Source organism: Erwinia typographi (assembly GCF_000773975.1).
Lineage (GTDB): Bacteria > Pseudomonadota > Gammaproteobacteria > Enterobacterales > Enterobacteriaceae > Erwinia > Erwinia typographi.
This window is the reverse complement of record NZ_JRUQ01000016.1, coordinates 120,756-142,798: the sequence shown is the minus strand read 5'-3', so window position 1 is coordinate 142,798 and position 22,043 is coordinate 120,756. Positions and strand designations below refer to the sequence as shown.

The 22,043-nt window shown below is 54.3% G+C and carries 18 protein-coding genes; 13 read left to right on the top strand and 5 right to left on the bottom strand.

The annotated features are described in order from the left end of the window. Positions 1 to 66: 66 nt before the first annotated feature. From metF to metB, 3 genes are all read right to left on the bottom strand, one after another. On the bottom strand, positions 67 to 966 hold the full coding sequence (gene metF / locus NG99_RS03930; protein WP_034888610.1) for a methylenetetrahydrofolate reductase: 900 nt from the start codon (positions 964 to 966) through the stop codon (positions 67 to 69). 221 nt (positions 967 to 1,187) lie between these two features. Then, positions 1,188 to 3,617 (bottom strand): bifunctional aspartate kinase/homoserine dehydrogenase II, encoded by a 2,430-nt coding sequence (locus NG99_RS03925; RefSeq protein ID WP_034888608.1) that lies wholly within the window; start codon positions 3,615 to 3,617, stop codon positions 1,188 to 1,190. Between the two features lie 2 nt (positions 3,618 to 3,619). Further along, on the bottom strand, positions 3,620 to 4,780 hold the full coding sequence (gene metB / locus NG99_RS03920; RefSeq protein WP_034888606.1) for a cystathionine gamma-synthase: 1,161 nt from the start codon (positions 4,778 to 4,780) through the stop codon (positions 3,620 to 3,622). Positions 4,781 to 5,067: 287 nt separating this feature from the next. Between metB and metJ the strand changes: the two genes are divergently transcribed. The 3 genes from metJ (at position 5,068) to NG99_RS27440 (ending at position 9,029) form a co-directional block, all read left to right on the top strand. Further along, positions 5,068 to 5,385, top strand: a complete 318-nt coding sequence (gene metJ / locus NG99_RS03915) for a met regulon transcriptional regulator MetJ (protein WP_013200201.1) — start codon at positions 5,068 to 5,070, stop codon at positions 5,383 to 5,385. Between the two features lie 339 nt (positions 5,386 to 5,724). Further along, positions 5,725 to 7,452 carry a ShlB/FhaC/HecB family hemolysin secretion/activation protein gene (locus NG99_RS03910; protein WP_052130543.1) on the top strand — a complete coding sequence of 576 codons (1,728 nt, stop codon included), beginning with the start codon at positions 5,725 to 5,727 and terminating at the stop codon, positions 7,450 to 7,452. Positions 7,453 to 7,523: 71 nt separating this feature from the next. Further along, entirely contained in the window at positions 7,524 to 9,029 is a 1,506-nt protein-coding gene (locus NG99_RS27440) for a filamentous hemagglutinin N-terminal domain-containing protein (RefSeq protein ID WP_052130542.1), read from the top strand. A gap of 160 nt (positions 9,030 to 9,189) precedes the next feature. Here the strand turns inward: NG99_RS27440 and rpmE are convergent, their stop codons facing one another. Then, positions 9,190 to 9,405 carry a 50S ribosomal protein L31 gene (gene rpmE / locus NG99_RS03900; protein ID WP_034888601.1) on the bottom strand — a complete coding sequence of 72 codons (216 nt, stop codon included), beginning with the start codon at positions 9,403 to 9,405 and terminating at the stop codon, positions 9,190 to 9,192. A gap of 215 nt (positions 9,406 to 9,620) precedes the next feature. Between rpmE and priA the strand changes: the two genes are divergently transcribed. From priA to rraA, 7 genes are all read left to right on the top strand, one after another. Continuing rightward, positions 9,621 to 11,819 carry a primosomal protein N' gene (gene priA, locus NG99_RS03895; protein WP_034888599.1) on the top strand — a complete coding sequence of 733 codons (2,199 nt, stop codon included), beginning with the start codon at positions 9,621 to 9,623 and terminating at the stop codon, positions 11,817 to 11,819. A gap of 193 nt (positions 11,820 to 12,012) precedes the next feature. Further along, positions 12,013 to 13,050: a DNA-binding transcriptional regulator CytR gene (cytR, locus tag NG99_RS03890; RefSeq protein WP_034888595.1), complete on the top strand. Its 1,038-nt coding sequence runs from the start codon at positions 12,013 to 12,015 to the stop codon at positions 13,048 to 13,050. A gap of 169 nt (positions 13,051 to 13,219) precedes the next feature. Further along, positions 13,220 to 14,128: a cell division protein FtsN gene (ftsN, locus tag NG99_RS03885; protein ID WP_034888593.1), complete on the top strand. Its 909-nt coding sequence runs from the start codon at positions 13,220 to 13,222 to the stop codon at positions 14,126 to 14,128. Between the two features lie 90 nt (positions 14,129 to 14,218). Further along, positions 14,219 to 14,749 (top strand): ATP-dependent protease subunit HslV, encoded by a 531-nt coding sequence (gene hslV / locus NG99_RS03880; RefSeq protein ID WP_034888591.1) that lies wholly within the window; start codon positions 14,219 to 14,221, stop codon positions 14,747 to 14,749. An 11-nt stretch (positions 14,750 to 14,760) separates the two neighbouring features. Further along, complete coding sequence (gene hslU, locus NG99_RS03875) at positions 14,761 to 16,092, top strand: HslU--HslV peptidase ATPase subunit (RefSeq protein WP_034888590.1); 1,332 nt, start codon at positions 14,761 to 14,763, stop codon at positions 16,090 to 16,092. 166 nt (positions 16,093 to 16,258) lie between these two features. Continuing rightward, a complete protein-coding gene (locus NG99_RS03870; RefSeq protein ID WP_034888589.1) occupies positions 16,259 to 17,188 on the top strand; it encodes a 1,4-dihydroxy-2-naphthoate polyprenyltransferase in 930 nt (309 codons plus the stop codon). Between the two features lie 106 nt (positions 17,189 to 17,294). Then, the gene (gene rraA / locus NG99_RS03865) at positions 17,295 to 17,780 is read left to right on the top strand and encodes a ribonuclease E activity regulator RraA (RefSeq protein ID WP_034888587.1); all 486 of its coding nucleotides are present in this window, start codon (positions 17,295 to 17,297) and stop codon (positions 17,778 to 17,780) included. A gap of 39 nt (positions 17,781 to 17,819) precedes the next feature. Here rraA and zapB read toward each other — a convergent pair whose 3' ends face one another. After that, positions 17,820 to 18,059 (bottom strand): cell division protein ZapB, encoded by a 240-nt coding sequence (zapB, locus tag NG99_RS03860; RefSeq protein WP_034888585.1) that lies wholly within the window; start codon positions 18,057 to 18,059, stop codon positions 17,820 to 17,822. Between the two features lie 447 nt (positions 18,060 to 18,506). Between zapB and NG99_RS03855 the strand changes: the two genes are divergently transcribed. From NG99_RS03855 to glpX, 3 genes are all read left to right on the top strand, one after another. Further along, positions 18,507 to 19,355 (top strand): MIP/aquaporin family protein, encoded by an 849-nt coding sequence (locus tag NG99_RS03855; protein WP_034888583.1) that lies wholly within the window; start codon positions 18,507 to 18,509, stop codon positions 19,353 to 19,355. Between the two features lie 32 nt (positions 19,356 to 19,387). After that, positions 19,388 to 20,902: a glycerol kinase GlpK gene (gene glpK, locus NG99_RS03850; RefSeq protein ID WP_034888581.1), complete on the top strand. Its 1,515-nt coding sequence runs from the start codon at positions 19,388 to 19,390 to the stop codon at positions 20,900 to 20,902. Positions 20,903 to 21,004: 102 nt separating this feature from the next. After that, positions 21,005 to 22,015 (top strand): class II fructose-bisphosphatase, encoded by a 1,011-nt coding sequence (gene glpX, locus NG99_RS03845; protein WP_034888579.1) that lies wholly within the window; start codon positions 21,005 to 21,007, stop codon positions 22,013 to 22,015. Positions 22,016 to 22,043: the final 28 nt, after the last annotated feature.

Sequence of the window (22,043 nt, the reverse complement as noted above, 5' to 3'; positions counted from 1 at the left end):
GCTATTTAGGACGGGTCAAACCCATAAAAAAAGACGCCAGTAGGCGTCTTTTTCACTTTATTCGTTTCAAACTGCGGCAACGCCAGGTCGAACCCCCAGAGTGTGGCAGATAGCGTAACTCATTTCGGCGCGGTTCAGCGTGTAGAAATGGAAATCCTTCACGCCTTCGCGGCTGAGGATTTTCACCATGTCCATCGCCACGTTGGCGCCCACCATTTTGCGGGTCTCAGGATCGTCATCCAGCCCTTCAAACATGCTGGTCATCCAGCCCGGCACGCGAACGTTAGTCATTGTGGCAAAGCGCTGCAGCTGCTTAAAGTTGGAGACAGGAAGAATACCCGGCACGATTTCCACGTCGATGCCAGCGGCCACGCAGCGATCGCGGAAACGAAGGTAGCTCTCGACGTCAAAGAAGAACTGGGTAATCGCACGGTTGGCACCGGCATCAATTTTACGCTTAAGGTTAATCAGGTCCGCCTGCGCGCTCTTAGCTTCAGGGTGGACTTCCGGGTAAGCCGCCACGGAGATATCGAAATCCCCGACCTCTTTCAGCAGGCCCACCAGGTCGGCGCCGTACATCTCTGGCTTACCGCCGCCCGGCGGCAAATCGCCGCGCAGAGCAACGATGTGACGAATGCCGTTGTTCCAGTAATCCTGGGCGATAGTGCGCAGTTCGTCGCGAGTCGCGTCAATGCAGGTCAGGTGCGGAGCGGCTTCCAACCCGGTACGATCTTTAATGCCTTTGATAATACTGTGCGTGCGGTCACGCTCGCCGGAGTTGGCGCCGTAGGTGACGGAGACGAACTTCGGTTTCAGGCTGCTGAGACGATCGATAGAGCTCCACAAAGTCTGTTCCATTTCACTGGTACGCGGCGGAAAAAATTCGAAAGAGACGTTAATTTGCCCGTTCAGTTCGGCCAGGCTCTGGTTCAGCGCTTCGCGCTGATTGGCGTGGAAAAAACTCATACCTGCTTACCTCATCGATCGCTCTGTAAATGACGCCTGCCGTTGAACATCCATACGTTTAGACGTCCAGACATTCAAAATGACGGAATTTGGTTATTTCGTCAACTGATAATTGGTCAACATGCGTGACAAATTCTCAGCGAAGTTGAATAAATTTCATGATAACGAAAACGGCTGGGATGCATCAGCGGGCCAGCGGACGCTGGCCCGAAAAGGATAAACTACAGCAGCTGCGCCAGCCTGTTCAGATCCGACTGGATCGCCCCAGCCGTCACATCGCGCCCGGCTCCTGGCCCACGGATCACCAGCGGGTTATCACGATACCAGCGGCTTTCAATGGCAAAAACGTTATCGCACGGCAATAACGAGGCCAGCGGATGGTCATTACGCACCGCTTCCACGCCAACGCGCGCCTTGCCATTCGCATCAAAGCGGGCGACATAGCGCAGCACCAGCCCCATTTCCTGAGCGGCCTCAAAGCGCTGCTGCATCTGTTCGTTAAGGGCATCGCCGTTCTCGAAGAAATGATCGACCGACTCCTCTTCACAGCTTTTCGGCACCAGCGACTCAACGCGAACCTGATCCGGTTCAATATCATAGCCCGCTTCACGCGCCAGGATGACCAGCTTCCGCATAACGTCCAGGCCGGAGAGATCCACCCGCGGATCCGGCTCCGTCAGCCCCTGCTGCCATGCCTGGTCAACCAGCTCGGTAAACGGCACCGTGCCGTCATACTGAAGGAACAGCCAGGAAAGCGTACCGGAGAAAATACCGCTGATAGACAAAATACTGTCGCCGCTTTCACGCAGATCGCGCACCGTATAGTTGACGGGCAGCCCTGCCCCAACGGTGGCATTGTAAAGCCAGTGGCGCCCGGTTTTGGCAAAGGCGTCGCGGATCTGGCGATAGCGATCGCTGCTGGACGCCCCCGCAACCTTGTTCGCGCTGACGACATGAAACCCATGGCTGGCAAAATCCAGATACTGCCCGGCCAGCGAGTCGCTGGCCGTTACGTCCAGCACCACGAGGTCATCAAAGGGATGAGCGCGCATCCACAGAAAAAGCGACTCCTCATCCTGTTCTATCGCTTCCTCTTCGAAAAAGGCCATCGCTCTGCTGGCATCCAGCCCGTCATAGCTCAGCAGGCTGCGGCGGCTGTCCACCACACCAGCGAGCAGGTATTCAAAACCGGTTCGGGCTGACAGCGTCTCCTGTTCACGTCCGAACAGCTCCAGCCAGCGTGAGCCAATGTTGCCTTTGCCAAACAACATTAAACCGATGCGTTTTTCCGCGCGGAACAGGGAGTGATGCAACCCACGAATCAAATGTTCCGTCGGCCCGACGCGCAGCACCGCCACCAGGCTGATGCCATCCTCGGACTGCCAGATGAATTCAACCGGCTGATCCTTCATCTGCTGCCAGAACCGGTGGCTGTGGAGAGGATTACGGCAAACGCCAGCGCCTACCATCGCCACCAGCGCCATCCCTTCCCGCAGTTGCAAACGACCGGGTATCCCCGCGTCCTGCAGCAGGCTTAAGGCACTGCTGACCACTTCAGAGGTATAGCAAAGCTGGAGGAGATTGCGGTCAGGGTGCACGCCGGTGGCTAAAGGACGCAGCTGGGCGCGCTTTAGCAGATGATCGATCTCTTTGTGCAACGCGGCGAAATCATGCTGAGGCGGAACCTGAAACTCAATCAGGCAAACGTCATCATGACTGGTGACAATCCGTGCGCCGGTGCCGGAAGCCAGCACGCGCTCAATGCGGGTCGACCCTTGCTCAGGCTGATAGCTACAGCGGAGTTGCAGATCGATATCGCTGCCGGAAACGGGTTGCAGCGTGCGGGTATGCAGCACCGGGGCCGCCAGACGGGCCAGCTCGCTGGCTTCATCCAGACGCAGCAGCGGCAGCAGACAGGCATCCTTCACTTTACGCGGATCGGCGCTATAAACACCCGCCACATCGCTCCAGATGGTAACGCGAGACACGCCAGCGAGCGCGCCAATTTGCGTGGCGGAATAGTCGCTACCGTTACGGCCAAGCAGCACCGTTTCGCCTGCGTCGTTACGGCAGATAAACCCGGTCACCACCAGTCGGCGGTTAGGGTGCTGGGCCATAAGCTGCTGCAACAGCGGCCAGGATTTTCCTTCGTCCACCTGTGGCTGAGCAGCGCGCTCGGCACACAGAAAATCACGCGCGTCCAGCCAGCTGGCTTCAATATCCTGCAGACACAGCACGGCGGCCATCAGCCGGGCAGACCAGATTTCACCGTGCCCCACTACTTCGGCATACACCGCTTCGGTAATTTTGCCATCCAGTAACGCAGCCAGTGTTTCCAGGTCGTGGATAAAGGCAGAGATCAGCGCGTCGGCCCGCTCGGCTGGCAGCAGGTCGGTAATCAACCCGGTATGGTAACGGCGCAGCGCCTGCTGCACCTGGTGAGCCGATAACCTGTCGCTCTGGCTCAGCTTGAGCCAGCTGATCAACTGGTTAGTCGTGCTCCCCGCCGCGGAGACCACCATCACATCGCCGGGCTGGCTGTATTCCGCCATAATTCCGGCTACCCGCTGGTAACATTTGGCGTCAGCAAGGCTGCTGCCGCCAAATTTATGTAACTGCCGCGTACCTGCTGCCACTGCTGACTGACTCATGCTTACCTCTCGGCCGCTACCTGGAATGCATTATCCAGATCGGCGATTAAATCCTGGTGATCTTCAATTCCTACAGAAATTCGCAGCAGGGTTTCAGAGATCCCCGCCGCTGCCCTCGCTTCTGCCGACATGCCGGCGTGGGTCATTGTCGCGGTATGAGAGATCAGGCTCTCCACGCCGCCCAGCGATTCCGCAAGGGTGAACAGTTCCAGCGCCTTAAGGAAACGACGCAGCGTCTGCTCATCGCCATCCAGCTCGAAGCTGAGCATGGCGCCAAACCCTTTTTGCTGACGAACCGCGAACTGGTGTCCCGCATTTTCCGGCAGGGAAGGATGATACAACTTTTTCACCAGCGGTTGTTGCTTAAGGTAATCAACAATGGCCAGGGCATTACGCTGCGCAGCCGCCATACGCGGGGCCAGCGTACGCATACCGCGCAGCAGCAAATAGCTGTCAAACGCGCTGCCGGTGACGCCTATATTATTCGCCCACCATGCCAGTTCCGTGACTAAAGCAGGATCTTTAGCAATCACCGCGCCCGCCACCACGTCAGAGTGACCATTCAGATATTTAGTGCAGGAATGCAGGACCAAATCGGCGCCAAGCGCCAGCGGGTTTTGCAACGCCGGGCTGAGGAAAGTGTTATCCACCACGCTGATAGCGCCAGCTTCAGTCGCGGCTTTACAGATAGCCGCAATGTCGACCACGCGCAGCAGAGGGTTGCTTGGGCTTTCTACCAGCACCAGACTGGGTTTCTCCGCCAGCGCAGCGGCCAGCGCGGCCTCATCGCCCTGATCGACAAACTTCACACGATACGCCCCGCGTTTGCTCAGGCTGTCAAACAGGCGATAGCTGCCGCCGTAGCAGTCATGCGGCGCTACCAGCAAATCTCCCGGCTTCAGGAACACCGTACACACCAGATGAATGGCCGACATACCGGTATTGGTCATCACCGCGCCCGCGCCGCCCTCTAATTCCGCCAGCGCACGCTGCACCACATCTCGCGTAGGGTTTCCACGGCGAGAGTAGTCATGGGCGCGCGGCTCATTGAAGTCGGTAAAATTATAAGTGCTGGAAAGGTGGATCGGCGGGACAACGCAGCCATATTGCTCGTCATCATTCAAACCGCTGCGTACTGCGATGGTTGCCTGTTTACGCGTCATGGTGCATAAATTCCTGACTGGTGAATAAAGAAGAGCCACTAGCATAACAGGGCGGCGATAGACGTCAATACATCTGGACATCTAAATGTCTTTGCGTATAGATTGAGCAATCCGACAATAACCGTTAAGATTATGTCGCTATAGCCGACAGAAAATGGTTTCGTCACGGTGTGATGACGGCCAACTTCGGGCATAATTAGCCGAATTCCTGTATATACCCAAAAGTCACGGGCGATGACGTTCAGGAACAAGGGTATTTTCAATTTTAATGATGACTAAGGTAACCCATGGCTGAATGGAACGGCGAATATATCAGCCCGTACGCTGAGCACGGCAAGAAAAGCGAACAGGTTAAAAAAATTACGGTATCCATTCCGTTGAAAGTATTAAAGATTTTGACTGATGAGCGCACGCGTCGTCAGGTCAACAACTTGCGTCATGCCACCAACAGCGAACTGCTGTGCGAGGCTTTTCTGCACGCTTTTACCGGCCAGCCTTTGCCGGATGATGTCGATTTGCGCAAAGAACGCAGCGATGAAATTCCGGAAGAAGCCAAAGCCATAATGCGTGAGATGGGCGTCGACCCCGATACCTGGGAATACTAGCGCAGATCGCACCGGCGCAGGAATCACCCCTTCCCGATGCCTGAAGGCCAGCAGGCCTTTCTTCACAAGAGCCTGCTGCCCCTCCCCCTTTTTCTCACCTTCCCCACTTTCTCTGGCGGATCTAAAACGCCATAAACCTGAATAAGATCGCTATCACATTAATAGTGCCGCACTGAAAAAATTTATTTTATCTTAATTCCTTCCAGCGTTTTTATTAAAACGACCTCAGATTCAAAAAATCAATAAAAGAATATCTGGAATTATTACTATTGTTTAAATACGGTCAGGGAGCCTACCATTCTGCGCTAAACATGGACGTCAGCGAGTCGAACTCATTTTATGGACAAAAATTCCACCATCAGACGCTTTATCCTCCCTGGTGCTTTTTTAACGGTTCTATTCCTTTCTACAGGAACGTTGGCAGAAGAGGGAAAAACACGGCCCACCAATGCAGATATAAAACTGAATAGCCAGATAACAAACCAGATGGCTCAGGAGAAAGTGCTTCGCGAGCAATTAAAACCAGAAGAAAAGGAAATATCATCGAAGAAAAAGGAGGCTAAAAAAATTAGCATCGTTTTTCCACAGGAAGCACGCTGTTTCAAAATCGATAAGGTTTCATTTACGAAGAACGTCCAAACGCATATTCAACAAAAATTACGCAGTTTTTCCGACCAGGCCCAGGGAAAATGTCTTGGAGAAAAAGGAATAGGCATATTGGCCCTCGCGTTGCAGAACGAAATAATTCGTATGGGTTACGTCACTACGCGACTTAACCTGCCGGATCAAGACCTGAATAAGGGTGAACTAAATTTCGATATTGACTATGGTAAAGTGGGAAAGATTCTGCTTAATAAAAGTAACGGCAGCTATATTAATCTGACAACCACGCTTCCTTACCGGGAAGGTGATATTATCAACCTGAGCGATCTTGAACAGGGTGTTTTCAATTTACAGCGTGTTGCAGGTTCCAGTGCAAAAATTAACGTCGTACCGGGTAAGAATAAAAACGAAAGCGATATTTATATCGATCGCCAGCAAGATAAATACTGGCAGGTAAGCGCGTGGGCAAACGATGCGGGAAACGTATCTGCCGGGCGTTATCAGGGTGGAGCGGCATTTTACCTGAATAATCTCACGTCACTCAGCGATACGTTATATTTTTCCTTTAGCCGAAACATTGACTTCAGCAATGATAAAAGGGGAAGCAGTAACAAATCTATTGGCTATTCCGTTCCCTGGGGCTACTGGGGGTTAGATCTCTACGCCAGCCACGCTCATTACCAGCAGTACGTTGAGGGAAACTGGTCAGACTGGATGCTGAATAATAAAAGCCATTACTACAGCGTACAGTTAAACCGGCTTCTTTCTCACACGCAACAACAGAAATCGACCTTTGGATTACAAGTCTTCAATAATGGGTCTGACCACTTTTATAATGATACTGCAATCGGCATCATGCAGAAAAAAAGCGCCGGGTGGAAAGCCATCCTGGAGCATCAGCACTATTTTACGCATACCGTTGTTGATGCCAGTCTGAGCTATCAGAAAAAGATGCCCTGGTTTGGCAGCAGCGCCATTCAGGAGCAAAAGCATGGCGCGGCGGATCGCGAAGGAAGGATCGTCATACTGGACGTGCAGGCATCAACGACGTTCAGCGTACTGGATGAGATAGTTAACTTTGCCCCTCATTTTAATCTGCAGCTTACCCCAGACCATATCTCTTCAATAGACAACGTTGCCATTGGCAACCGCTGGACCGTGCGCGGCTTCGACGGTCGTTACAGTCTGCAGGAAAATCAGGGCTGGTACTGGCGTAACGATCTTACCTGGTTACAACCTGGGAAATCCTGGCAGCCTTATCTGGGGCTCGATATTGGCCAGACGTTGGGAAAAAGCAGCCAGGATTACGCTGGCGGAAATACGCTGGTTGGTAGCATAGCTGGCCTGCGGGGCAGGCAGTGGCGGACAAACTATGAATTTTTCGCCGGGGTTCCCCTGGCAAAACCAGCAGGATTCCATGCCGATCCTCTGACGCTGGGCTTCTCATTACGGTGGAACTATTAATAAGAATTTTCAGTCCTGGACTGAATATCACCAGCAGTAAATAGTCACAACATTACATTAAAGGATTAATTATGAACGCCAAATTTAACTTACTCTCTTTAACCACGACTGCGGCTCTGCTCTCCGGCGCAGTTTATGCCGATTCAAATTCCCCGAGTTATATTCATACCAGCGGCGCTACTGTTATCAACATCAATAAGACGAATGCAAATGGATTATCCCATAACATGTTAAAAGAATTTAATGTGGGTCCTAAAGGCACCATATTGAACAACAGCATCGAAGATATTTATCGTCCTAATGGCAACATACCGAAAAACAGGAAGCTTAATGAGTCGGCTAAAGTCATTCTGAACGAGGTCATTTCAAACAAAGCATCAAAATTAAATGGATTCCTTGAGGTCGCCGGACAGCGGGCCGATGTCATTATCGCCAATCCCAATGGCATCACCTGTTCAGGCTGCAGCTTCATTAACAGCAACAGGGTTACGCTGAGTACTGGAACACCCGTGTTCAAGGATGGCGCCCTGACTAACTATAACGTGCTTAAAGGTAAGATTACCATTGAGAATAGCGGATTAAAAAACCTGAATAGCTTTACCGATATTCTGGCTGAAAAAATTATTCTCAACGGTAAAGTTGAAACCGGTGCCCTGAACGCAGTTGCCGGTATGTATCAATATACTGTCGCCAATGGCGACATAAAGCCCCTTGCACAGTATCAGGGTACCGGTATTGATGTGAAATCATTAGGTGGCGTTACGGCCGATCAGATTGTACTGGTTTCCACCTCAGCGGGCGTTGGCGTCAATAACACCGGGATATTACAATCAGATAAAATTTTCATTTCAGCCAGCGGGGCCATCACGAACGCAGGCTCGATGAAGGCTGATTCGATTAACTTAACTTCGGTAAAAAATATTGAAAATTCTTCTACCGGAGAATTAGCCAGCAACACTGGAAATATTGTCATCAACGCTAATCAGGATATTCGCAACTCAGGAAACATTAAGTCAGAGAATGCCATTTTGATTAATAGCGGCAGTATCGGTGGCGAAAGTTCGCCAGTTTTCTTTAGTAGCATCAATAATCTTGGTACGATCTCTGGAAAAAATGCAGTTTTACTGACAGCGACTAATAGCGTGAATAATGACAAAGGCAGCATTACGTCTACTGGAAAAACCACTGTCGTTGCGATGAAGGTCAATAACCGTACCGAAATAAGTGGTGGAGAGGTAGACATCAGCTCTTTAGGATTAGAAAATACCGGCCTGATTTCCGCAACTAACGATATGAGTATTTATGGAAAAAACGCGATCACTAATTATGGCACGCTTAAGAGCAAGACGCTTACTCTTAAGACTGATGGTGAAATTTTAATGGCCAAATGCTTCTTATGGTTCGCGTGTCAAAATGGCACTGTCAAAGCAGATTTGCTGAAAGTGGAGGCGCCGAAAATTAAAACGGTCGATGAAATGAGCGGAAATCTTGAAGTGAAAGAAATTAAACTAAATACCGCTGAAGAACCAGAAGATCTGGATGAAACAGAAATGCCAGAAGAACTTAAAGCCGCTTAAGAAAAATGCTGAAATCCCGGCTGGTGCAGACTGACCTCCGCTAGCTTGTAAAGGCTCCGCCAGCTTCCCGCGGAGCCTTTTTTCTTTTAGCCATAAAAAAACCCAGCCTGAGCTGGGTTTTTCACTGCATCCGAAACGGAGGCCGTTTCGTTCAGGCGGCTTACTTGCTGCTGCCAGGCAGGCTGAAACGCTTGTTAAAGCGATCAACACGACCACCGCTTGCAACGTCACGCTGCTTGCCGGTGTAGAACGGGTGGCAGTTGCCACAGACGTCCAGGTTCAGGTCGTGACCCACGGTTGAGCGGGTTTTGATTTCATTACCGCAAGAACATTTAGCAGTAACTTCAGCGTAATTAGGGTGAATACCTTTTTTCATGGGAAAACCTCAGTTAAGGCCGTGTCGCTCTCCCGTGCCAGGATTAGCCCTGCACAAGCACCACACGAAGATTAAAATTCAGGTGTGTTGATACCAAAATGCCGCATCAACGGCGGCGAACTATACAGAAAGTAACCGCCCGCTGCAATCGAATCCGCACATTCAGGACGACACAGTGTACACTATTCCGTTCCCAATTTCATCTGGATGAATTCATGCCCGTTGTTCAGGTCGCGCTTCCCGTCCCCCTTGACCGCAACTTTGACTATGCGTTGCCCTCTCATCAGCCGTTGCCCGCAGCGGGTTGCAGAGTCAGCGTGCCTTTTGGCAAACGTAACGCTGTCGGGGTAGTGGTGGCCGTGTCTGAAACCAGCGAATTTCCGCTGGATCAGCTGAAACCCGTGCATGAAGTGCTGGATAACGAATCGCTCTACCCTCCTTCACTCTGGCGCATTTTGCTCTGGGCGGCGGACTACTACCACTTTCCGCTGGGTGAAGTGCTGTTTCACGCGATGCCGGTACTGCTGCGTCAGGGTAAACCGGCTGAGGAAGCCCCGCTTTATCAATGGTTCCTCACCGAAACGGGTAAAGTGACGGCGCCGGAAAACCTGAAACGGGCGCCAAAACAGCAGCAGGCGCTGGCCGCGCTGCGCCAGCGGGCCCTTTATCGCCATGAAGTCAGCCATCACGATATCACCGACGCCACTTTACAGGCGCTGAGGGTAAAAGGGCTCTGCGATTTACGGGCGCAGCCGAGGATGCAGCAGGACTGGCGCACCAGCTATGCGGTTAAAGGCGAACGGCTTAGACTGAATACCGAGCAGGCAACGGCGGTCGGCGCCATACGCAGCGAGGATGATCATTTTGCCGCCTGGCTGCTGGCCGGCATCACCGGATCCGGCAAAACGGAGGTCTATCTCAGCGTGCTGGAGAACGTGCTGGCTAACGGCGGCCAGGCGCTGGTGCTGGTACCGGAAATTGGCCTGACGCCGCAGACCATCGCCCGCTTCAGGGAAAGATTTTCCGCCCCCGTAGACGTACTGCACTCAGCGCTGAACGATAGCGAGCGGTTAGCCGTCTGGCTGCGCGCGCGCCAGGGCGAAACGGCCATTGTGATTGGCACGCGCTCTGCGCTGTTTACGCCGTTTACCCGTCTGGGGGTGATCATCATTGATGAAGAGCACGACAGCTCCTATAAACAGCAGGACGGCTGGCGCTATCAGGCCAGAGATCTGGCGGTATTTCGCGCCCGTCAGGAAGCTATCCCGATCGTGATGGGCACCGCAACGCCCTCCCTGGAAACGTTGCATAACGTGCAGATGGGCAAATACCGCCAGCTCAATCTGAGCAAGCGGGCCGGAAACGCCCGCCCGGCAACGCAGCAGCTAATCGACCTGAAGGGCGTCAAGCTCCAGGGTGGGCTCTCGCCGATGCTGATCAAAAAGATCGACCAGCATCTCAAAGCCGATAATCAGGTGCTGCTGTTTCTTAACCGGCGCGGCTTCTCGCCAGCCATGCTGTGCCATGAGTGCGGCTGGATTGCCGAATGTCAGCGCTGCGACAGTTACTACACGCTGCACCAGCATCAGCGCCAGCTGCGCTGCCATCATTGTGACAGCCAGCGCCCGATCCCCCATCAGTGTCCCCAGTGCGGATCGACGCACCTGGTGCCGGTGGGGCTGGGTACTGAACAGCTTGAACACAATCTTTCTGAACTTTTCCCTGCGGTTCCGCTGTCGCGCATTGATCGCGACACCACCAGCCGTAAAGGGGCGCTGGAGCAGCATCTTGCTGACGTCCATCGGGGCGGCGCGCGGATTCTGGTCGGTACTCAAATGCTGGCGAAAGGTCACCACTTCCCCGACGTCACGCTGGTGTCTCTGCTGGATGTTGACGGCGCGCTTTTTTCGGCGGATTTCCGTTCCGCTGAACGCTTCGCGCAGCTCTACACCCAGGTGGCCGGTCGTGCGGGCCGCGCGGGAAAACAGGGCGAAGTGATGCTGCAAACCCACCATCCCGATCATCCGCTGCTGCAAACTCTGCTGCACCAGGGCTACGATGCGTTTGCTCAGCAGGCGCTGAGTGAGCGAAAAACGGTATTTCTGCCGCCGTTTACCAGCCATGTGCTGTTTCGCTCGGAAGACCATGATAACCAGCAGTCGTCCCTGTTCCTGCAACAGCTGCGTAATCTGCTGGAATCCAGCCCGCTAAGAGATGAGGCCTTTTGGGTGATGGGCCCGGTCCCTGCTCTGCAACCTAAGCGAGGGGGACGCTTTCGTTGGCAGTTGTTGTTACAGCATCCTTCGCGCAGCATGTTGCAGCGACTGATTAAAAATACTCTGCCGCTGATCGGCACGCTGCCCCAGGCACGCAAGGTGAAATGGACGCTGGATGTCGATCCTGTCGAAGGTTAAAACGGCTGGACGCTGCGAGCGACGTCGAAAAAAGTCGCACTCGTCACAATTTTTATGCAAATTAAGTAACGGCCTGCCGCCGCATCTGATAAATAGAGTTAGTTAGCCTGCAAACGGACCTGGAACGGCCTGTTTATTACGAGAATCATAGCCAAATGTCAGGTCAGCTGAAGCTGGCGTGAGGAGAAAAGCGTTGGAGCAGAATCAAGAGACAACAGGCGCGACCATGAAGGACGTGGCTGAGAAAGCAGGCGTATCAACGGCGACCGTTTCGCGCGCCCTGATGAACCCAGAAAAGGTCTCTGCCGCTACGCGTAAGAAAGTCGAGCTGGCGGTGATTGCCGTAGGCTACTCTCCCCATGCCATGGCCCGCAGCGCCAGGCGCAGCGAATCCCGCACTATTCTGGTGATTGTGCCGGACATCTGCGATCCTTTTTTCAGCGAAATGATCCGCGGTATTGAAGTGGTTGCCGCCGACCGGGGCTATCTGGTGCTGATCGGTGATTGCGCCCATCAGAACCGGCAGGAAAAATCCTTTCTCAATCTGGTCATGACCCGACAGATCGACGGCATGGTGCTGCTGGGCTCACAGGTTCCTTTCGAGACCAGCATTGAAGAGCAACGTAACCTGCCGCCGATGGTGATGGCCAACGAATTTGCGCCTGAGCTTGAACTCCCCACGGTACATATCGATAACCTGACGGCGGCTTTTGAAGCGGTGAATCATCTGCTGAAGCTCGGCCATAGCCGTATCGCCTGTATCGCCGGGCCGCAGGATATGCCCCTGTGCCAGTATCGCCTTCAGGGATACATCCAGGCATTAAGGCGCAGCGGCATTGCGGTCGATCCACAGTATATTGTGCGCGGCGACTTTACATTTGACGCCGGTTCGCGCGCGATGAAACAGCTGATGACGTTACCTCAGCCCCCGGATGCACTGTTCTGTCACAGCGATATCATGGCGCTCGGCGCGATGTCGCAGGCAAAAATTATGGGGCTGCGCGTTCCACAGGATCTGTCGCTGATTGGTTTTGATGACATTGAGCTTTCCCGCTACAGCGATCCTCAGCTCACCACCGTTGCCCAGCCAAGGTTCAATATTGGCCGCGAAGCGATGCTGCTCCTGTTGGAACAGCTCCAGGGGAAAACCGTCAACAGCGGTTCGCGCCTGCTGGATTTTGAACTAAAAATTCGTGGTAGTACCGCTCCGTCCCTGCGGGAAAAGGACTAAAAGTCAAAAAATTCCCTCAGGTACGGGCGAAAATTTAAGAATCAGTAGATTCTTAGGAGTATCCCCGCTGGTCAAACTTCCGGCCCTTGAGTAACATGACGTGCTAATAGCCGGGCGCGCTCACTTTTTCCCGGCTACCCACCTTTCATTGATTATTAGCGGAACGATAGTGGCACAAAAAGATTACGTAGGCCGCGGGCGTTCGACAGGGACGCGTCGCAAGAAGACCAACAGTCGCAGTACTAAAAAGCGCAGCAGTGGTTCAGGTGTATCAAAAATCATGGTGGTGCTGGCCGTTGCCGTACTGGTAACGTTTGTCGGCGGCCTGTGGTTTATTGCCCATCATAAAAAAGAAGAAGCGCAGGTCATCCCGGATCATAAAGCCGTCGGTAACGGCCTGCCGCCCAAGCCGGAGGAGCGCTGGCGCTATATTAAAGAGCTGGAAAACCGGCAGATTATCGCGCCGACGCCGGTTGAACCCTCATCCGGCGGCGAAGTGCACTCCCAGACTCAGCTGACCGACGAGCAGCGCCAGCTGCTGGAGCAGATGCAGTCCGACATGCGTCAGCAGCCTACGCAGCTGAACGAAGTGCCGTGGAACGAGCAGACCCCGGCGCAGCGTCAGCAGACCCTGCAACGCCAGCAGCAGCAGAGCCAACTGCAACAACAGTCTCGCCTGCCACAGCAGCAGAGCCAGCCGCAGCAACAGTCTCGCCAGCCACAGCAGCAAGCTACCCGACCAGCCCCGATAACGCCAGTCGCTCCGGTCACCCGCGAGCCAGCCCGACAGCCGCCAGCACAGACCGCCCAACAGCCGAAGGCCGAGAGCAAACCGAAGGAGGCTGAAAAATCCCAGCGTTGGATGGTGCAGTGCGGATCGTTCAAAGGAACCGACCAGGCCGAGTCTATCCGTGCTCAGCTGGCCTTTGAAGGATTTGAGAGCCGAATCACCACCGGCGGCGGCTGGAATCGCGTGGTCATTGGCCCGTATAACAGCCGTCCGGCCGCTGAAAGCACGCTGAAAAGCCTGCGCGGCTCCGGCCACTCAAATTGTATTCCTCTCGCCGTTGGGGGTTGAAACCCTTCAAAGCCGCCCCATATCTGGTTGCATCAATGCCCCGTAGCTGAGCTGCGGGGCGATCTTCTGACTGCAACAAGGGGTCTGCCCGTGACAACAATTGTAAGTGTACGACGCAACGGCCAGGTAGTAATTGGCGGTGATGGCCAGGCTACCCTCGGCAATACCGTAATGAAGGGCAACGTGAAAAAAGTGCGTCGTCTTTATAATGACAAAGTCATTGCCGGTTTTGCTGGCGGGACTGCGGATGCCTTCACTCTGTTTGAACTCTTCGAACGCAAGCTGGAAATGCACCAGGGCCATCTGGTGAAAGCGGCCGTTGAACTGGCTAAAGACTGGCGTACCGATCGCATGTTGCGCAAGCTGGAAGCGCTGCTGGCGGTAGCCGATGAAAATGCCTCCCTGATTATCACCGGCAATGGCGACGTCATTCAGCCGGAAAACGATTTAATCGCCATTGGTTCAGGTGGTCCTTACGCGCAGGCTGCCGCCCGTGCGCTGTTGGAAAATACCGAGCTCGACGCGCGCGACATCGTGGAAAAAGCACTGGGTATTGCAGGTGATATCTGCATCTACACCAACCACAATCTCACTATCGAAGAATTACCGTCTAAAGCGTAAGGATCCCAACTATGTCCGAAATGACTCCGCGCGAGATCGTTAGCGAACTGAACAGATTCATCATTGGCCAGGACGACGCCAAGCGCGCCGTGGCTATCGCCCTGCGTAACCGCTGGCGCCGGATGCAGCTCGACGAAGAGCTGCGCCACGAAGTCACGCCGAAAAACATTCTGATGATCGGTCCGACCGGCGTGGGTAAAACAGAAATTGCCCGCCGTCTGGCGAAGCTGGCTAACGCGCCGTTCATCAAGGTTGAAGCCACCAAGTTCACCGAAGTCGGCTACGTCGGCAAAGAAGTGGATTCAATTATCCGCGATCTGACCGACTCTGCGATTAAAATGGTGCGTTCTCAGGCGATTGAGAAGAACCGCTATCGCGCCGAAGAGATGGCGGAAGAGCGTATTCTTGACGTGCTGATCCCACCGGCGAAAAACAACTGGGGACAGCCAGAAGCGGCGGCTGAACCGTCTGCCGCACGCCAGTCGTTTCGCAAAAAACTGCGGGAAGGCCAGCTGGACGATAAAGAGATTGAAATCGATCTGGCCGCTACGCCGATAGGCGTGGAAATTATGTCCCCTCCGGGCATGGAAGAGATGACCAGCCAGCTGCAATCAATGTTCCAGAACCTTGGCAACCAGAAGCAGAAGCCGCGTAAGCTGAAAATCAAAGACGCGATGAAAATTCTTATTGAGGAAGAGGCAGCCAAGCTGGTGAATCCTGAAGAGCTAAAGCAGGAAGCCATTGATGCGGTTGAACAGCACGGTATCGTCTTTATTGATGAAATCGACAAAGTCTGTAAGCGTGGCGAAAGCTCCGGTCCGGACGTATCGCGAGAAGGCGTACAGCGCGATCTGCTGCCGCTGGTTGAGGGCTGCACCGTCTCCACCAAGCACGGCATGGTGAAAACCGACCACATTCTGTTTATCGCTTCAGGCGCGTTCCAGGTCGCCAGCCCGTCGGATCTTATCCCTGAGTTGCAGGGTCGTTTACCGATTCGCGTCGAGCTACAGGCGCTGACCACCCATGACTTCGAGCGCATTCTGACGGAGCCGAGCGCCTCGGTTACCGTACAGTATAAGGCGCTGATGAAAACCGAAGGGGTGGACATTCACTTCACTGAAGATGGCATCAGTAAGATTGCCGCCGCGGCCTGGCAGGTGAATGAAACCGCTGAGAACATTGGTGCGCGTCGCCTGCACACGGTACTGGAACGGCTGATGGAAGAGATCTCCTATGACGCCAGCGATCTTAGCGGAGAATCCTTCACCATTGATGCTGATTACGTCGGTAAGCATCTGGATGAGCTGGTAGCCGATGAAGATTTGAGCCGCTTTATTCTGTAATTCCGGCAACAGCAGCAAAGGCAGGAGGCTTCGGCCTCCTTTTTTTGGGTGAAATAGTGTTCAGGCAGGATAATCCTTGACGTGGAATAACTCTCACCCGGCTGACAGAGGATAGACTAACGCAACGTTTCCGCCTTCTCTCTTCTCAGCAAAGGCCATTAGCGCTATGACGGATAACCCCCAGCCCATTATCAGCACCTCTCTCTCCCGCGCGTGGCTTGAGAGCCTTCGCCTGCGTACTTTGCCGCTGGCCTGCGCTTCAGTGATGACCGGTTCAGCGCTGGCCTGGTGGCAGGGGCAGCTTAGTCCGGCCACGGCCCTGCTGGCGTTGCTGACCACCGCCCTGCTACAAATTCTCTCCAACCTGGCCAATGACTATGGCGATGCGCAAAAGGGCAGCGACACGCCTGCACGCATCGGACCACTGAGAGGGATGCAAAAAGGGGCCATCAGCCAGCAGCAGATGCGTAACGCCCTGATCCTCACCGTCGCCCTCACGATAATTTCCGGCGTATGGCTGGTCGTGCGCGCCAGCCACTCGCTTAACGATATTTTTGGCTTTATTGCGCTGGGGGGCATCGCGATAGTCGCGGCGATTGCCTATACGGTAGGGAAGAAACCCTATGGCTATCTGGGGCTGGGCGATGCTTCCGTGCTGATTTTCTTCGGCTGGCTGGGCGTGGCGGGCAGTAACTATCTGCAAACTCATCACTTCCCTGCACTGCTCTTTTTGCCCGCCACGGCCTGCGGGCTGATGGCGGTGGCGGTGCTGAACGTCAATAATATGCGCGATATCGAAAGCGATCGGCAGCATGGCAAATACACGCTGGCGGTGCGTCTGGGCGCCGTCGGCGCCAGACGCTATCATTGCCTGCTGCTGGGCGGCTCTCTGCTCTGCTGCGCTCTGTTTGCGCTGCTGGCTTCGCTTAACCCTGGCGGATGGCTGTTCCTGCTGGCAACGCCGCTGCTGTTCAACCAGGCTCGCCACATCCTGCGGGAAACCTCTGCCGTGGCCATGCGCCCAATGCTGGAGAAAACCGTTAAATCCGCCCTGCTGCTGAACCTGCTTTTCTCACTCGGCCTGGTGCTGAATTAACTGCGATGTATTTGACACAAAGCAACTTTTAACAATTGATGATTTTGCCAACAGCCGCGAGAAAGCGATATACTCAAGGCTCCTGTGGCAAACAGTCGAAACCCTTATGAAATATGATACTTCTGAACTCTGCGATATCTACCATGAAGAGGTAAATGTCGTCGAACCGCTCTTTTCAAACTTCGGTGGCCGTACCTCGTTTGGCGGGCAAATCATCACGGTAAAATGTTTCGAGGACAACGGGCTGTTGTACGATCTGCTGGAGGAGAACGGGCGTGGTCGCGTTCTGCTGGTTGACGGCGGCGGCTCGGTTCGTCGTGCCCTGATCGACGCGGCGCTGGCAAGGCTGGCGCTACAGAACGAATGGGAAGGCATTGTGGTGTACGGCTCCGTTCGTCAGGTTGACGATCTGGAGGAGCTGGACATTGGCATCCAGGCGATTGCCGCGATCCCGGTGAGTGCCGCAGGCGAAGGCATTGGCGAGAGCGACATCCGGGTGAATTTCGGCGGCGTCACCTTCTTCTCAGGCGACCATCTCTATGCCGATAACACCGGCATCATCCTTTCCGAAGATCCGCTCGATATTGAATAAAAAAACGGGTGCCAGCGGCACCCGTTTCTCTTTTGGTCATCAGACCTCTTCCATTTTCCCCAGCAGTGCACGCAGGCGCTCCTGCCAGACAAGCTGCTCTTCCTTCAGGTGCTGGTTTTCACGCACCAGTGAATCACTGTTCCCGGCAGCCTGCTGAACCTGATTGTTCAGGTTGGTGTTCTGCTCTTTCAGTTCTTCAATTTCCATCTGCAACAGGGTGATGGTATCAATCGCCTGCTGTACTTTCGCTTCCAGTTTTTCGAACACTTCAAATGACATTGTAAAAGACCTCTCCTAATAGCAAGGCGTTGATGTTGCCAGCCGCAGTTCATCAGGGAATAAGCCGGCAGTCCACGGATAACAACGATGTCCCGATTGTAAGTAGAGCGGCGCGTCAAGTCCAGCAGCGAACCCGCAGCGGGCGCAGTCTTTAACAATTTTCAGCATAGACCTGGAATTTGCAACATCGGCCGGGTCAAAAGTAAGGCGGCGGTTAAAGATTTGAGAGAGAAATCGCCAAAAAGAAAAATGAAATGTTGTTTCAGGAAAGCAAAAAGACGCGAAAACGCTCATTTTTATGACACAGCACACAACTTTTGATTTCGCTATTTCTCGTTTATGCTCGTTAACGATAAATTTACAACAGCCCTACAAAAGATTTGGGCGGCTCAAGGAAAGAGAAAAAACGTTGTACAACATTTAACCTCGCCTTCAGGAAATGTCATCATGAGTCAGACAGCAACAACTACCCTTAAAGGGCAATGCATCGCAGAGTTCCTTGGTGTCGCCACCATCATCTTCTTTGGTGCGGGCTGCGTCGCCGCCATGAAGCTGGCTGGCGCAAGTTTTGGGCAATGGGAAATCAGTATCATCTGGGGCATCGCCGTTGCCATGGCGATTTATCTCAGCGCCGCCATCTCTGGAGCGCATCTGAACCCGGCGGTCACGATCGCCCTGTGCATTTTCGCCAATTTTGAACGCCGTAAAGTGGTGCCCTATATTCTGGCACAAATCGCCGGGGCCTTCTGCTCTGCCGCATTGGTTTACGGTCTCTACTACAATTTGTTCCTGGACTACGAACAGTCGCATCAGATGGTCCGCGGCAGCATTGAAAGCTTAGACCTGGCCGGGATCTTCTCCACCTACCCTAACCCGCATATTGGCGTGGGTCAGGCGTTCCTGGTGGAAGCGGTGATCACGGCGGTAATGATGGGCCTGATTATGGCGCTGACCGATGATGGCAACGGCCTGCCTCGCGGCCCTATGGCTCCGCTGCTGATTGGCCTGCTGATTGCGGTGATCGGCGGTGCGATGGGACCTCTGACCGGCTTCGCCCTTAACCCGGCGCGTGATTTCGGTCCGAAACTCTTTGCCTGGCTGGCAGGTTGGGGTAACGTCGCCTTCACCGGTGGCCGTGATATTCCTTATTTCCTCGTGCCGATTTTGGGACCGATCGTCGGTGCCAGCCTGGGCGCATTCGGCTACCGCTCTCTGATTGCCCCTAATCTGCCCGGAGCCGTAGTGGTAAAGAAAGACGAGAAGACAACAGCGCGTGCTGAGCAACGTAAAGCGTAAGTGCTAACCCTTTACACCATCAGGAATGAATTATGACCACAGAAAAAAAATACATTGTCGCGCTCGATCAGGGGACGACCAGTTCACGCGCCGTGATCCTCGATCATGACTCCAACATCGTTGCGGTCTCCCAGCGCGAATTTCAGCAAATTTATCCGAAGCCCGGCTGGGTTGAGCATGACCCGATGGATATCTGGGCTTCGCAGAGCTCCACTCTGGTAGAAGTGCTGGCTCATGCCGATATTCGTTCTGATGAGATTGCCGCGATTGGCATCACTAACCAGCGTGAAACCACCATTGTCTGGGATAAAGAGACCGGTAAGCCGATCTACAACGCTATCGTCTGGCAGGATCCGCGTACCGCAGATTACTGTGCGAAGCTGAAAAAAGAAGGGCTGGAAGAGTACATCCAGCACACCACCGGCCTGGTGATTAACCCTTACTTCTCTGGCACCAAGGTGAAGTGGATCCTCGACCACGTAGACGGATCGCGCGAGCGGGCGAAACGCGGCGAGCTGTTGTTCGGCACCGTCGACTCCTGGCTGGTGTGGAAGATGACGCAGGGACGGGTGCATATCACCGATTACACTAACGCCTCGCGTACCATGATGTTTAACATCCACAAGCTGGAGTGGGATCAGCGTATGCTGGAGATCCTGGATATTCCGCGTGAGATGTTGCCAGAGGTGAAATCCTCTTCAGAAGTGTACGGCCAGACCAACATTGGTGGTAAGGGCGGTACGCGTATTCCTATCGCCGGGATTGCCGGTGACCAGCAGGCCGCGCTGTATGGCCAGCTGTGCGTTCAGCCGGGCATGGCGAAGAACACCTACGGCACCGGCTGCTTTATGCTGATGAATACCGGTACCGAAGCGGTAACCTCAAGCAATGGTCTGCTAACCACCATTGCCTGTGGCCCACGCGGCGAAGTGAACTACGCGCTGGAAGGCGCGGTGTTTATTGGCGGCGCGTCAATCCAGTGGCTGCGTGACGAGATGAAGCTGATCGGCGACGCGACGGACTCCGAATACTTTGCCTCGAAAGTGAAAGACAGCAACGGCGTGTATATGGTGCCAGCCTTTACCGGACTCGGCGCTCCCTACTGGGACCCGTATGCTCGTGGGGCAATCTTCGGCCTGACGCGCGGCGCGAATGCCAACCACATTATCCGCGCCACGTTGGAGTCGATTGCTTATCAGACTCGCGACGTGCTGGAGGCGATGCAAATTGATGCCAATACGCGCCTGCAATCCCTGCGCGTGGATGGCGGCGCGGTAGCCAACAACTTCCTGATGCAGTTCCAGTCTGACATTCTGGGAACCCGCGTCGAACGCCCTGAGGTGCTGGAAGTGACCGCGCTGGGTTCTGCCTATCTGGCTGGCCTGGCCGTAGGCTTCTGGTCCGATCTGGACGAAGTTCGCGCCAAGGCGGTAATTGAGCGTGAATTCCGCCCTGGTATTGAAACCACCCAGCGTAACTATCTCTACGCAGGCTGGAAGAAAGCCGTTTCCCGCGCCCAGGCGTGGGAAGAACAGGACGATTCGTAAGTCTGAAAAAGTGCCCGCGGCTGCTCTGGCCGCGGGCTTTTCCCCTCACCTTCATCCCCGCTGTGATAGACTTCCCGCCTCAACATTTTTCCGAGGCTAATCATGAAACGAGAACTTGCCATTGAATTTTCACGCGTAACGGAAGCGGCTGCGCTGGCAGGCTACAAGTGGCTGGGACGCGGCGATAAAAATGCTGCTGACGGCGCTGCCGTCCACGCCATGCGCATCATGCTGAACAAAGTGAATATTGATGGTCAGATCGTCATTGGCGAGGGTGAAATTGATGAAGCCCCGATGTTGTATATCGGCGAGAAGGTAGGTAGCGGTGAAGGTGACGCCGTAGATATCGCCGTCGATCCGATTGAGGGAACGCGGATGACCGCAATGGGCCAATCCAACGCGCTGGCCGTACTGGCGGTTGGCGACAAGGGCAGCTTCCTCAACGCGCCGGATATGTACATGGAAAAACTGATCGTCGGGCCGGGAGCCAAAGGCGCGATCGATCTGGCCTTGCCGCTGGAGGAGAACCTGAAGCGCGTGGCGCAGGCGCTGCAAAAACCGCTGTCCGAACTGACCGTGACCCTTCTGGCTAAGCCGCGCCACGACGGCGTTATCGCCGCGTTACAGCAGTTGGGCGTGCGTATTTTCGCCATTCCCGATGGCGATGTGGCCGCCTCAATCCTCACCTGTATGCCGGACAGCGAAGTCGACGTGATGTACGGCATCGGCGGTGCCCCGGAAGGCGTGATCTCCGCAGCCGTTATCCGTGCGATGGACGGCGATATGCAGGGCCGCCTGCTGGCGCGTCACGATGTGAAAGGCGACACGCCAGAGAACCGGGCGCTTGGCGAGCAGGAGCTGAAGCGCTGTCAGCAGATGGGCATTGAGGCCGGCAAGGTTCTGCGCCTTGACGAGATGGCGCGCAACGATAACGTGATATTTTCGGCAACCGGCATCACCAGCGGCGATCTGCTAAAAGGCATCACCCGTAAAGGCAACATCGCCACCACCGAAACGCTGCTGGTGCGCGGCAAATCGCGGACCATCCGCCGCATTCAGTCAATTCACTACCTCGACCGTAAAGACGAAAACCTGCATCCTTTTATTCTGTAATCGCCGGTACAAGGTATTGAGATCTCCA